The sequence below is a fragment of the Rathayibacter sp. YIM 133350 genome, assembly GCF_037404875.1.
In the GTDB taxonomy this organism is placed as follows: Bacteria; Actinomycetota; Actinomycetes; order Actinomycetales; family Microbacteriaceae; genus Orlajensenia.
Map to the genome: position 1 here is coordinate 14,556 of NZ_JBBELO010000003.1, position 13,368 is coordinate 27,923.

Below are 13,368 nucleotides of genomic sequence, written 5' to 3' on the forward strand. Positions count from 1 at the left end.
CACCTGAGATCAAGGACAGGAACGCATGAGACGCACACCCGGCTTCGCCCTGCAGGACGAGCAGGTCATCCGCCGTCTCATTCGCGAGAACCCGTGGGTCACCATGGTCTCGGCAACGGATGCCGGACTCGTCGCCTCGCACTACCCGGTGATCCTCGATGAGACCTCCGACGACATCGTGCTGCTCAGCCACGTCGGCCGACCGGACGAGCGCCAGCACGAGCTCGGCGAGCACGAGCTGCTCGTGATCGTGCAAGGGCCGCACGGGTACATCTCGCCCGGCTGGTACGACGCGACCCCCAACGTGCCCACGTGGAACTTCATCACCGCGCACCTGTACGGCGTTCCCGAACTGCTGAGCGACGAGAAGAACCTGCTCGTGCTCGAGCGACTCGTCGATCACTTCGAAGACCGTATGCCGCATCCGCGGCGCATGAACGGAACCCTCGAAGACGCCGCCTACGCCGCGCGCATCGTCTCGGGCACCGTCGGGTTCCGCATGCAGGTCCAGCGTTTCGAGGCGAAGATCAAGATGAGCCAGAACAAGCCCGACGAGACCGTCGAGCGCATCATCGCCGAACTCGAGCACGGCACCACCGAGTACGCCAGTCCGGCCCTGGCGCGCGAGATGAGACGCGCACGGGGCGAGACGGCATGAGCCTCGTTCTGGCCGGCGGCCGCCTGCCGGGCCGGGACGTATCGGTCGACATCACGGTGCGGGAGGGCAGGATCGCCGCGATCGCGCCCGCCGACGCGCGGATGAACGGCGACCGCGTCGACCTCGACGGACGCTTCGTGACTCCCGGCCTGTGGGACAACCACGTGCACTTCACCCAGTGGGTGCTGCGTTCCCGGCGCCTCGACCTCGGCTCGGCCCGTTCAGCCGTCGAGGCCGCGGGCCTCGTGGCCGAGCGCGTGAAGGCAGGGGCCGCAGAGGTCGTCGCGGCCGGATTCCGTGACGCGCTCTGGCCCGACGAGCCGCTCCGCCAGGTGCTCGACGCTGCGGCCGGGGACGTTCCCGTCGTCGCGGTGAGCGCAGACCTGCACAGTGCCTGGCTCAATTCGCCCGCGCTGCGCGACCACGGCTTCCCGAGCGATGCCGACGGCCTGCTGCGGGAGCGGGATGCGTTCACCGTCGTCGGCCGGCTCGAATCCGTGTCGACGGAGGTCACCGACGGCTGGGCGATCGAGGCGGCCGCGGCGGCAGCGGAGCGGGGCGTGGTCGGCGTCGTCGACCTCGAAATGGAGTGGAACCTCGAGGCCTGGAGCCGCCGCATGGCGGAGGGCTTCGACGGACTGCGCGTCGAGTTCGGCGTCTACCCGCAGCACCTGCAGCGGGCGATCTCCCTCGGCCTGCAATCGGGACAGGTCATCGAGGCAACGGGCGGCCTGCTCACGGTCGGGCCGTTCAAGGTGATCACCGACGGCTCGCTCAACACCCGAACGGCGTACTGCTTCGATGCCTACCCCGGCCTGGATGGCGAAGACCGCTTCGGCCTGCTGACCGTGAGCCCGGCGGAGCTCGTGCCACTGCTGGAGTCCGCGACCCGCGGCGGACTCCGGGTCGCCGTGCACGCGATCGGCGATCACGCCAACACGCTCGCCCTCGACGCCATCGAGCGCGCAGGAGCGCGCGGATCCATCGAGCATGCACAGTTGCTCTCCCTCTCCGACATCGCGCGGTTCGCCCGCCTCGGCGTGACGGCGAGCGTGCAGCCGGAGCATGCGATGGATGATCGTGACGTGGCCGACCGGTATTGGCCGGGCCGCACGGATCGGGCCTTCCCGCTCGCGGCGCTGCACGCGGCCGGGGTGGCTCTCGCGTTCGGCTCGGACGCTCCGGTCGCGCCGCTCGATCCGTGGGTGAGCATCGCCGCCGCGGTCGGTCGCAGCCGCGACGGGCGGGCGGCGTGGCATCCGGAGCAGGCCATCGACGCCGCGGTGGCGCTGGAGGCGTCCAGCCGGACCCGGGTCGCCGAAGGGGAGCCGGCCGACCTGGCCATCCTCGAGCGCGACCCCCTCTCCGCCGATCCCGAGGGACTTCGCGAGATGCCGGTGGCCGCGACGCTGCTCGGCGGCCGGTTCACGCACCGCGCCCTCTGAGAGCGCTGGGGGGATAACCCCACCGCCGATCCGGATGCCGGCACCATGGGCGCGGCGGCGCCCGGCGACGAATCTGGAGGCATCGAAGAAACGCGTCATCGGGCCGCAGACCGGCTCACGCGCGAGAATGAGCCGAGGAGATCCATCATGAGCATCACCGCCACCGCGGGCGAGAACCTCGCCCCTACGACCCGGCAGGGCTGGAACTACGGCGCCCTCTGGCGCGCTGTTCCCCGCCACCTGGGATTCCTGCTTCTCACCATGCCGATCGCCATCACGGGACTGGTCGTCATGAGCACCCTGTTCTGGACGGGACTGGGAACAATCGTGCTGGTCTTCGGCATCTTCGTGCTCGTGTCCGCGCTCTACGTGGGCCGGGGTTTCGGGACGCTCGAGCTCGTGCGACTCGACTGGAGCGGCAGCCCCGCCATCCGTCGCCCGCACTGGCGAACGGCGCAGGGCGAGGGGTTCTGGCGCCGTTGGGTCTTCGGGCCCTTCGCCGACGGTCACTACTGGCTCTACCAGCTGCACGGCCAGATCATCTCTCCCATCGTGAGCACGGTGACCTGGTCGATCACCGTCGCCTGGGTCGCGACGGGACTCGGCGGCACGACCTTCTGGATCTGGTCGCGCTTCCTTCCCGACCGCAACAACGAGTTCTGGCTCCACCAGGTGGTGCTCAACTGGATGGCGCCGGGGAGCACCGCGGGCCTGGAACCCCACCTGGGCGAGAACCTGTTCGAGCTCGCCGCGGGAGTGCTCTTCCTGCTCACCCTGCCCTACGTGACCCGGGGACTGGTTGTCGCCCACCACGGCATTGCGCGGGGGCTGCTGGGTGCGTGGCCGAGTGAGAGCCTGCAGCGGGAGGTGGCCGCACTCGACGCCTCACGCGGCGCGGCCGTCGCCGCGGAGGACCAGTCGCTGCGACGCCTCGAGCGTGACATCCACGATGGCCCGCAGCAGCGGCTGGTGCGTCTTCAAATGGACCTCGCCGCCGCCGAGCGCCGGCTGGAGAGCGATCCCGACACCGCACGATCCATGCTCGCGGAGGCGCGTGAACAGGCCCGTGACACCCTCGAGGAGCTGCGTGCCCTCTCCCGCGGATTCGCGCCGCCCCTGCTCGAGGACCGGGGTCTTGCCCGTGCAGTGGAGTCCCTCGCCGGGCGCAGTCCTATCCCCGTGGAACTGGAGGACGGCCGCCTGGATGCGGACCTGCGGCTGCCGAACGAGATCGAGCGGAGCGCCTACTTCGTCCTGGCAGAGCTGCTCACCAACGCGGCGAAGCATTCGGGCGCCAGCGCGATCCGGGTGCGGATGGCGATCGACGAGCAGGACGACGCGTCTGCGCTGCAGATCTGGGTCGTCGACAACGGCCGTGGGGGAGCCACCAGCCTCCCCGGACACGGCCTGAGCGGCCTCGCCGAGCGACTTCACGGACTGCGTGGAACCCTGAGCGTGCAGAGTCCGGCCGGCGGGCCGACGACGATCGGCGCCCGCATCCCGATTCCCGGAGCAGCCGTATCCTGAGTGACGTGAGCACCGAGTCCCTCCGCATCGCCATCGCGGAGGACTCGGTCTTGCTGCGCGAAGGGCTGGTCAGGCTCTTCGACGAGGCGGGCTATCGCACGGTGGGAGCCTACGGCGACGCCGAGAGCCTGCTCGCCGGCATCGGCGCGTCGCCGGCCGACGTCGTCGTGCTCGACGTGAGGATGCCGCCCACCTTCCGTGACGAAGGGGTGCAGGCGGCGATCGCTCTGCGCAGCAGGATGCCGCACCTCGGCATCCTGCTGTTGAGCCAGTACGTGGAGGCCACCTACGCGGCCGAGCTGCTGGGTTCCGGCGAGGGCGGCCTCGGTTATCTGCTGAAGGACCGGGTGGCTTCGCTCGACGAGCTGCGCGACGCCGTCGAGCGCGTGAACAGCGGCGGGACGGTGCTGGACCCCCAGGTGGTGCGCGAGCTGCTCGGTCGCCGCTGGGATCCCCGCGCGGCCCTGACACCGCGCGAGGCGGAGGTGCTCGCCCTGATGGCCGAGGGGCGCAGCAATGCGGCGATCGCGCAGCGGCTCTTCATCGGAATCGGGGCCGTCGAGAAGAACGTGACGGCGATCTTCGCCAAGCTCGGCCTCGAGGACTCCGGTTCGGACCACCGCCGCGTGCTCGCGGTCCTCGCGTTCCTGCAGGGCTGAGGCCCGGTCCCGGTGTCAGCGCAGCGCGCTGACACTGGCCACCAGATCGCGGGCGTTCTGCAGCCGACGCTCGTACCGTGCCGCGAGCGCGATGAGGATGATCCCGCCGATTCCCAGCCAGACCCACCATTCGACCGACTCGTAGAGCACCCGGATCCAGGGCCACAACTGGGCGAGGGCGTGCCAGAGCAGTACTCCGGCGCCGAGCAGGAACGGTGCCTGCAGCCGGGCCCGGAGGCCGTACAGCAGCACGAGGAGTGCCGCGACACCGAGGCCGACGACGCGCCAGAGCGGCGTCGTGGCGGCGTAGTCGGCGATGAGCGGTGGCAGGAGCAGGAGGGCGAGACCGGGACCGAGTGCCGGCCAGCTGCCCGTGGTGCTCCGACGCAGCACGAGCCAGCCGTGCACCAGCATCCCGAGCGCGAGCGGAGCGGTCACGAGTTCGAACGGGTCGGCGGCGCGAACCGCGAGCAAGAGCAGGGCCGAGCCGGCCGCGACCACGTAGCCGACCACACCGACCGAGACGGCCAGCGGAGAGCGTCGCACCACGAAGCAGGCGACGGCGAGCGCGGTGGCGCACGCCACGACGAGGGTCGGCCGGGCGGCGTTCTCTGGAGAGTCGAGAATCAGCAGCGATTCGAGCGCGCCGGTCAGAACGCCGGTACCGCCGAGCAGAACCGCGGATGCGCGTTCGAGAGCAGGATGAGAAGTCTCGTCGGCGAGGCGTGCCAGGCCGAATGCGCCCACGCCGAGCACGAGTGCCCCGATCGCGACCCACACGTCTCCCGCTCGGCCATCGACATGACGCGACATGCTCAGCGCCACGCCCACGGCTCCCGCCGCTCCGGCGGCCACGCGCACGCTCGCCCAGAGCGGTGACGGGGCGACGAACGCTCCGAGCACGAGCAGGCCCGCGAGCGCTCCGACGGTCACGGCGCGCACCGACGGCTGGGTGTCCGCGAGACTGAGGGGTGCCAGGGAGATCAGGAGCGCGAGGAACACGAGGGCGCCGACGCCCCATCGATCGGTGGCCTCCGTCGTCCTCCGCCAAGCGAGAAGAGCGGCGATCAGGAGCAGCCCGACGGTCACGGGCAGCAGATACGGCTCGGGTTCGCTCACGCGGTTCGTCGAGAGTGCGCTCCAGAGCCCGAGCGTTCCGAGCGCAACAGCAAGCCAGCCCAGATGACGCCGCCACGACCGCGAGGCGAACAGCCCATCCTCGCTCAGCGCGGCGAACGCGGCCGCGACGGCGTAGAGCAGGAGGGCGACCCAGAGCAACGGATCGCCGAAACGGGTGATCGCGGCCAGACCGAGGACGGCGACGGTCGCGGCGCCGCCGTCGAGCCAGTCCCGGCCGGAGCCCAGTTGCCGTCGCAGGAACAGGCCGAAGGCGCACGTTGCGAGCGCGGCGAGCGCCGGCAGCATCCACGTGGCGCCGACCGCGGCATCCCACCCACGGGCGAGCTGCAGGGCGTCCGCGAGAAGCAGCCACACGGCCGGCGCCGTGCCGAGGGCCGCGACGGACGCGGCGACGCCGGAGCGGTCCTTCGGGTGCAACTGCCAGAGGATCGCGGCAGCCGTGACCGTTGCCGCCGCGACGAGATCGAGCACGGCCGTCTCTCGCGTGGCGGTCCCCCCGAGGCTCGACGCGATCCTCCCGCTGAATGCCGCGGCCGCGAATGCGGCGATGGCGACGACCCAGACGACTTCGCGATCGGCGCGATCCAGCGCGCGTCGCACGGGGAACGCGCTCGCGAGCGCCAGGAGGGCCGCGGAGACGCCGGTCAGGGCATCGGAGCCCGGGCTCTGCACACCGAGAACGGCGAGGGCGCCGGGCAGGAGTGCGACCCCGGCCAGGGCGAGGGCCACCGCTACCCCGAGCAGCACCCGGCCGACGGCGACGGGCGCGCCGCGGCGCAGCACGGTGAGCAGGGCGATCACCCCGACGGATGCCGAACACCAGGTGATCGGCTCGGCCCACGAGAGGGCGTATCCCAGTGCTGCAGCGGTGACCGCGATCCCCAGGGCGAGCCGGCTGTCGGCCGGCCGGGCGGTGAACCGTCGTCCGAGAAGGGCAGCGACGACCACCGCGGCGAGGGCCGCCACGATCGCCGCCGGCGAGCGCAGGAGCGCGGTGCCGCACACGGCGACGTACCCCACGAGCAGCCCGATCGCGACCCGGCGTTCGGTGCCGAGCGGCCGGCGAGCGGCGCGGACGGCTCCGGCGGAGAAGACCGCCGCTGCAAGCGCCACGAACGCCAGGCCCACGAGCGCCGCGACGGAGACGGGCTCGGCGGTGACCAGGGGCGTCCACGGCGAGGCCCGCCATACCGGTGCGACGTTCTGCAGCGCGTCGCTCGCGGGCACGGCCGCCAGAAGCAGGGCGGGAACAGCCGCGAGGCCGGCCGCGACGCCCGCTCCGATGCTCGCACCGCGCAGGGCGGTCCGCGCGGCGCCGGAGCGCCGCTGGACTGCGGCATCCGTCGCCAGTGCGATCAGTGCGGCGGGAACCAGGCTCGCGCTCACCATGGTCACGGGGCTGTAGAGGCGGAAGCCCGTGACCACTCCGGCGAGGGAGGGAAGCAGGCTCACGCCGGCGAGCGTGAACGCGGCGAGCACCTCACCGCCACGCGGACGCAGACGCAGAAGCCCCACGGCATGCACCACGCCGACGACGGCGAGGGCGCAGAGGGTGACCAGGGGTGCCCAGTCGAGGTCGGACGCCACGAGCGGTGAGACGAGGGCGCACGCCGTCGCACTGAGGCCACCCACGACCCACAGGATGATGCGTTCGGCCTGCAGGCCGCCGGGGGCGCCGACGGATCGGGCCAGAGGCAGGGTGAGGGTCCAGAGGAGGGAGACGGTGAGGGCAACGAGAAGCCCGATGGTGAGATCCAACCCCGGAGCGGCCGCCTCGGTGAGGCCGCCCGCCAGCAGACCGGAGCCGACAGGCACCGCTGCCAAGCCCGCGACGGAGCCCGCGCGCAGCCGGGACCAGCGGAACCATGCGACGAGCGGCGAGCCGGTGGCGAGCAGGCCGGCACCCCAGTAGACCGCTCCGTCGATGGCGTCGGCGCCGAACATCCCGTTCGCACGCACCGCCCAGAGGTCGAGGGCGAGCAGCGCCACGCCGAGCGCGCCGATGCCCTCCGCCGTGGAGATCAGTCCTCGCCGGCGCAGCAGCGGCGCGAGCAGGAACATCGCGAGTGTGAGGGCGCCGATCACGATCGATCGGAAGGCGAGGCCGTTCTGCACGAAGGCGATGATGAGGAAGACCACCGCGGCCACGGCGACGAGGCTGACTCCCACGATGAGAAGGATGATCTGCACACTGGAGCGTCGTCGCCCGCTCTCGGCGGGCGGTGGGACGGCGGAAGGCGGGGTCGGCGAGGAGGCAGGGGTCGGTGCGGGGACAGGCGTCGGCGCCGGGACAGCGGCCGGTGCGGGTACAGGGGTCGGTACGGAGACGGGCGCCTGCGACAGTGTGGCGAAGCGCAGCCGACCGATGAGCGACACCCGATCGGCGAGCGCGGTCGCCGCATCCCTCGAGCGCTTCAGGAGCAGGGCAGCAGCCTCGCCCTCGAGAACGAGGCCGCAGGTGCCGCACTGCGCCGACGTGAGTCGCGCGAAGCAAGCAGGGCAGCGGCTCGGGTCACCCAGGGCGGCGATGCCCGTCGGCCAGTCGACCCTCCCTGCGAAGCGCGCGAAACCCGCATCCTCCGTCTGATCACTCACGAAGCCCCCTCGACTCGGCCGACCTTGGCGCTCACGCTAGCCGCCACGGGCGGAACGGGACCCCGGGGCTTCCCCTGATGTGGATGCTCTCGCCCCGAAAGGGGGTCTGCAGGCTCAGAGCAGCCCGAGCGGCTCCAGCTGGGCAGCGAGGCCCGATCCGTCGGGGGCGTACACCCACGGGATCTGCGGATGCTCGGGGCGCTCGTTCTTCGAGCGCCCACCGGCGAGCACGGCTTCACCGGGGGAGAGCTGCCGGATGGCGACCGCCGCGACACGCTGGGGGTTCTCGGCGGCGAACTCCCGGTAGATCTCCTCGTCGCGCTGGCCGTCGTCGCCGATGAGCAGCCAGCGCACGTCGGGGAACTCCCGCGCGAGCCGCTGCAGGTTGTCGTGCTTGTGCGCCCGGCCGCTGCGGAACCACCGGTCGTGCGTGGGCCCCCAATCCGTCAGGAGCAGCGGGCCGGAGGGATAGAGGTTGCGCGAGAGGAAGCGTGTGAGAGCCGGGGCGACATTCCAGGCTCCCGTGGAGAGGTAGACCACTGGCGCGCCGGGGTGGGCCGTCGCCAGCCGCTCCATGAGCACGGCCATGCCGGGGGTGGGTATGCGGGCGTGCTCGTTGAGCACGAAGGTGTTCCAGCCCGCGAGGAAGGGCCGCGGTAGCATCGTGACCATGACAGTGTCGTCGACGTCGGAGACGACACCGAATCGGCAGTCCGCCGGAATGACCTGGACGGGCGCCTGCGAGCTGCGCCCGTCATCGGTGGTGAGCGTCGCGACATGCCAGCCGGGGGTGAGCGAGACGTCGAGCTCGATATCGACGACGCCACCGCGATCGGCGACGACCTCCGTCTCGTGGCCGTCGATCTCGATGCGTACCCGGGCGAAGGCGACCGGGCTCGAGATGAAGCTGCGCCAGCCGCGCAGCTGCTCGCGGCGGATCGCCCGCCGCCGGTCGGCCGCGGTCGGCGGATCGGAGGGCGGCTGCACGGGCTTGACGAGCAGCACCCGGCAGAGCACCCGTACCCGGTCGACCGAGCCGTACCCGGTGTACGGGATGATCGAGGGAACCCGACCGTGCCGGCGGGCGCAGCGCTCGCGATGCCCGTGGAACCAGTCCTCGATGCGGGCCGCGCGATGCGTCGACGCGTCCCGCGCATCGGGGAGGTGCTCGGCGTCGACCATGCGCCCAAGTCTGTCATGTCGCCGTGCGCCGGCCCGACGGGAGCGGCAGGCACCCGCTCTGGGGGTGAGCTTCATTCAGGGCGCCCACAGGTCGCCGCGTAGAATTATTCGGTTCTAGTTCTAGGAGGAACAGTGTCGACCCTCAGCACCATCGACGTGCCCGCATCCACCCTCGTGCGGACGGAGCCGGTGCAGCAACGCAGCGCCGACCGCCTCAACTCGCTGCTCGACGCGGCCGCCGTCGTCGTCGACGAGATCGGCTTCGACCGCATGACGACCGCGATGATCGCCGAGCGCTCCGGTGCCTCGATCGGCACCGTCTACCGGTACTTCCCCGACCGCATCGCCGTGCTCCAGGCACTGCGCGAGCGCGCCACCGAGCGCTTCCGCGCCCGTGCCGAGGAACTGATGCGCACGGAGGAGCCTGCGACGCTGTGGGAGGGCGTGGACTGCGGCATCACCGCCTATGTCGAGCTCTACCGCACCGAGCCCGGCTTCCGCATCATCCACTTCGTCGACAGCGAGCGGATGCCGCTGAGCGCCGCCGAGTCCGAGCCGAAGCTCGCCAAGCGGTTCGCGAGCGTCTTCCGGGAACTCTTCGAGATCCCCGGCGAAGACCTCGACTTCCGCATCGAGATCACCATCGAGATCGCCGACTCGCTGCTCTCGCGGGCGTTCGCATGGGACCGCACGGGCGACGAGCTCTACATCGCCGAGTGCCGCCGCATCCTGCACGGTTACCTCGAGTCCTACTACGGAGAGCTCACCTCCTGAGCCGAGAAGCGCTCCGAGCCGGCGACGGCTGAGGGCCGGGCACCGCTTCCTTCCGGGAATGCGGCGCCCGGCCTTCTTTGTTGGCACGTATGACGGCAGGGGCGTCGCTTTGCGTCACCGGATGCAATCTCCTTTGCCACCGGCACCGAAAGGTGTTTGTGTAGAGGTCGGCGAGGCACGTCGGTCACGAGAGAGGCGCCCATGATCGAGTTCCGTTCAGTCTCCAAGCGCTTTCCCGATGGAACGCTCGCGGTGGGCGAGATCGACCTGGTCATCCCTTCGCGCACCATCACGGTTCTCGTGGGGTCATCCGGCTCGGGCAAGACCACCCTGCTGCGCATGATCAACCGCATGGTCGACCCGTCGCAGGGAAGCGTGCTCATCGACGACGTCGACGTCTCGACCCGCAACCCCGTGGAGCTGCGCCGCAGCATCGGTTACGTGATGCAGAACTCCGGCCTGCTTCCGCACCGAACGGTCATCGACAACGTCGCGACCGTTCCGGTGCTGAACGGGGTTCGGCGCAAGCAGGCGCGAGAGCAGGCACTGGAGCTGCTGGACCGCGTGGGCTTGGACCGCTCTCTCGCGAACCGTTACCCGAGCCAGCTCTCCGGCGGCCAGCAGCAGCGCGTCGGAGTGGCGCGAGGCCTCGCGATCGACCCGAACATCCTGCTCATGGACGAGCCGTTCGGAGCCGTGGACCCGATCGTGCGGTCGGAGCTGCAGCAGGAGCTGCTCACCCTGCAACGCGAGATCGCGAAGACGATCGTGTTCGTGACGCACGACATCGATGAGGCCTTCCTGCTCGGCGACCAGATCGTCATCCTGCGCACGGGGGCCGAGATCGCCCAGATCGGCTCGCCGACCGAGATCCTCGCGCATCCGGCCGACGACTTCGTCGCCGGGTTCATCGGTGCCGACCGCGGACGACGTGCACTGCACCTCAGCGAGGTCGACGGCACACGCGTCGTGCTCGACTCCGAGGGACGCCCGGCCGGGATACTGTCGGCATGACCTGGTTCCTCGCCAACATCGACCTGGTGTGGCGGCTCGCTCTCGTGCACATGGCGATCGCCATCCCGCCGATCGTGCTCGGCTTCGTGATCTCGCTGCCGCTCGGCTGGCTCGCCGCCCGGTACCGCGGCAGCCGCGCCGTGCTGCTGACCCTCGGCACCATCCTCTACACGATCCCCTCGCTCGCGCTCTTCATCGTCATACCGGTGCTGCTCGGCACGACGATCATCAACCCGGTGAACCTCGTGGTGGCCCTGACCATCTACGCCGTCGCCCTGATGGTGCGTGCCACCGCCGATGCCCTCGCCTCCGTCGACGCGGACGTTCGGCAATCGGCCACGGCCGTCGGATTCTCGGGCTGGCAGCGGTTCTGGCGCGTCGAACTGCCGCTCTCGGGACCGGTCATGCTCGCGGGACTGCGGGTGGTGTCGGTGACCACTGTCAGTCTTGTCAGCGTGGGAGCGGTCATCGGCGTCACGAGTCTCGGCTACCTGTTCACGAACGGCTACCAGCGCCGCATCATCGGCGAGGTCGTGACGGGAGTCGTCTCCATCGTGCTCATCGCACTCGTCTTCGACGTGCTGCTCGTGCTGCTCGGCCGGCTTCTGATGCCGTGGACCAGACGGATGCCCCGCAGCGCTCGCGCGCCGCTGCCCACCCTCCCGAGGCTCGACGGAGGCATGGCGTGAACCTCTTCCTCGACGCCCTCCAGTGGATCTTCACCCCGTCCGCGCATTCCGGGGCTGATGACCTGTGGTTGCGCATCGGCCAGCATCTCGCCTACACGTTCGGCGCCACCCTGATCGCCGCCGTGATCGCCGTGCCGCTGGGCTACCTCATCGGCCACACCGGACGCGGGCGCGACCTGGCGGTGTTCATCAGTGGCGGCCTGCGCGCACTGCCGAGCCTGGGCGTGCTCATCCTCATCGCCTTCGGCGTCGGCATCGGCTTCCGGGCGCCGCTCGCGACCTTCGTGATCCTGGCCATCCCGCCGCTGCTCGCGGGCGCCTACTCGGGAGTGCAGGCCGTCGACCCGAAGACGGTGGATGCGGCCCGGGCCATGGGCATGACGCCCTGGCAGGTGCTGACCCGCGTCGAGGTGCCCCTCGGCCTGCCGCTGCTCATCGCCGGCGTCCGCGCCGCGATCCTGCAGGTCGTGGCGACGGCGACCCTCGCCGCCTACGTCAACGGCGGAGCCCTCGGCGCCTACATCTTCCTCGGCGTCGCCACGCGCGACTACACGCAGATGCTCGGCGCCTCGATCGTCGTCACGGTGCTCGCCCTGGTGCTCGAGGGCCTGTTCGCTCTGATCCAGAGACTCGTCGTGCCGCGCGGTGTCGCCGTCGGCCGACCCGCAGATGTCCGCTCGCACCGAACCCGGTCGCGTGCGGTGGTGGGATCCCCCATCGAAGAAGGGAAATAGGAATGTTCGGTTCAGGAAAAGGCCGGCGCTCGCGCATCGCACTGGCGGTGGGCGTCGTCGCGGTCGGGGCGTCAGTGGCCCTGGCAGGGTGCTCGTCCGGTTCGCCGTTGGATACCGGCGGCGATGGCAAGACCAGTGCGGGCGCCGACGGGTCCACTCTCGTCGTCGGGTCGCAGTCGTACTACTCCAACGAGATCATCGCCGAGATCTACGCCCAGGCGCTCGAGGCGAACGGCTTCGAGGTGAAGCGCAGCTTCAACATCGGCCAGCGCGAGGCATACGTGCCCTCGATCGAGAACGGCGACATCGACGTGTTCCCCGAGTACACCGGTGACCTGCTGCAGTTCTACGACAAGGACACCACGGCACGCTCCGAGGATGACGTCTACAGCGCCCTCACCAAGGCGCTGCCCGACGGACTGCGAGCGCTGGACGCGGCGGATGCCTCCGACCAGAACTCCTACGTCGTGACCAAGAAGTTCGCCACCGACAACGACCTGAAGTCGCTGGCCGACCTCGCGAAGGTGTCGACGCCGCTCACCCTGGGAGGCAACGCCGAGCTGAAGACGCGGCCCTACGGGCCCGACGGGCTGAAGAGCACCTACGACGTCACCGTCGGCTTCGCCGAGATCGACGACAGCGGCGGATCCACGACGGTCGACGCGCTGTCCTCGAACCAGATCCAGCTGGCGAACGTCTACACGGCCGACCCCAACATCAAGAAGAACGACCTGGTCGCGCTCGATGACCCGAAGAACCTGTTCCTGGCATCGCACGTCGTGCCGATCGTGAGCAAGAAGGTCAACGAGAAGGCCGTCGGCGTGATCAACTCGGTGCAGGGGGCCCTCTCGGCGAGCGACCTGGTCGACCTGAACGACCAGAGCGTCAACGGGCAGAAGCAGCCCGACGCCATCGCCAAGGCGTGGCTGGCCGACAAGAAGCTGTTCTAGC

At 70.4% G+C, this 13,368-nt stretch carries 11 protein-coding genes; 9 read left to right on the forward strand and 2 right to left on the reverse strand.

Annotation, left to right across the window (positions count from 1 at the left end; genetic code table 11):
* The first annotated feature begins 25 nt into the window (after positions 1 to 25).
* The 4 genes from WDJ51_RS00155 to WDJ51_RS00170 all read left to right on the forward strand — a co-directional run bounded on the left by WDJ51_RS00155 (position 26) and on the right by WDJ51_RS00170 (position 4,289).
* On the forward strand, positions 26 to 658 hold the full coding sequence (locus WDJ51_RS00155) for an FMN-binding negative transcriptional regulator (RefSeq protein ID WP_337850392.1): 633 nt from the start codon (positions 26 to 28) through the stop codon (positions 656 to 658).
* Positions 655 to 2,103 (forward strand): amidohydrolase, encoded by a 1,449-nt coding sequence (locus tag WDJ51_RS00160; RefSeq protein WP_337850393.1) that lies wholly within the window; start codon positions 655 to 657, stop codon positions 2,101 to 2,103. Before WDJ51_RS00155 ends, WDJ51_RS00160 begins: the two co-directional genes overlap by 4 nt.
* A gap of 147 nt (positions 2,104 to 2,250) precedes the next feature.
* Positions 2,251 to 3,630, forward strand: coding sequence for a sensor histidine kinase (locus WDJ51_RS00165; protein WP_337850394.1), 1,380 nt, complete (start codon positions 2,251 to 2,253; stop codon positions 3,628 to 3,630).
* Positions 3,631 to 3,635: 5 nt separating this feature from the next.
* Positions 3,636 to 4,289: a response regulator transcription factor gene (locus WDJ51_RS00170; protein WP_337850395.1), complete on the forward strand. Its 654-nt coding sequence runs from the start codon at positions 3,636 to 3,638 to the stop codon at positions 4,287 to 4,289.
* A gap of 15 nt (positions 4,290 to 4,304) precedes the next feature.
* On the opposite strand, the gene WDJ51_RS00175 is transcribed toward WDJ51_RS00170, so the two are convergent.
* Positions 4,305 to 8,024, reverse strand: a complete 3,720-nt coding sequence (locus tag WDJ51_RS00175; protein ID WP_337850396.1) for an SCO7613 C-terminal domain-containing membrane protein — start codon at positions 8,022 to 8,024, stop codon at positions 4,305 to 4,307.
* A gap of 114 nt (positions 8,025 to 8,138) precedes the next feature.
* On the reverse strand, positions 8,139 to 9,206 hold the full coding sequence (locus WDJ51_RS00180) for an App1 family protein (RefSeq protein WP_337850397.1): 1,068 nt from the start codon (positions 9,204 to 9,206) through the stop codon (positions 8,139 to 8,141).
* 132 nt (positions 9,207 to 9,338) lie between these two features.
* On the opposite strand from WDJ51_RS00180, the gene WDJ51_RS00185 reads away from it, so the two are divergent.
* The 5 genes from WDJ51_RS00185 (at position 9,339) to WDJ51_RS00205 (ending at position 13,367) form a co-directional block, all read left to right on the forward strand.
* Positions 9,339 to 9,980, forward strand: coding sequence for a TetR/AcrR family transcriptional regulator (locus WDJ51_RS00185; RefSeq protein WP_337850398.1), 642 nt, complete (start codon positions 9,339 to 9,341; stop codon positions 9,978 to 9,980).
* Positions 9,981 to 10,181: 201 nt separating this feature from the next.
* Complete coding sequence (locus tag WDJ51_RS00190; protein WP_337850399.1) at positions 10,182 to 10,994, forward strand: ABC transporter ATP-binding protein; 813 nt, start codon at positions 10,182 to 10,184, stop codon at positions 10,992 to 10,994.
* The gene (locus tag WDJ51_RS00195) at positions 10,991 to 11,683 is read left to right on the forward strand and encodes an ABC transporter permease (protein ID WP_337850400.1); all 693 of its coding nucleotides are present in this window, start codon (positions 10,991 to 10,993) and stop codon (positions 11,681 to 11,683) included. The genes WDJ51_RS00190 and WDJ51_RS00195 overlap by 4 nt, the downstream gene beginning before the upstream one ends.
* Complete coding sequence (locus WDJ51_RS00200) at positions 11,680 to 12,417, forward strand: ABC transporter permease (protein WP_337850401.1); 738 nt, start codon at positions 11,680 to 11,682, stop codon at positions 12,415 to 12,417. The genes WDJ51_RS00195 and WDJ51_RS00200 overlap by 4 nt, the downstream gene beginning before the upstream one ends.
* A 2-nt stretch (positions 12,418 to 12,419) precedes the next feature.
* The gene (locus WDJ51_RS00205) at positions 12,420 to 13,367 is read left to right on the forward strand and encodes an ABC transporter substrate-binding protein (protein WP_337850402.1); all 948 of its coding nucleotides are present in this window, start codon (positions 12,420 to 12,422) and stop codon (positions 13,365 to 13,367) included.
* Position 13,368: the final 1 nt, after the last annotated feature.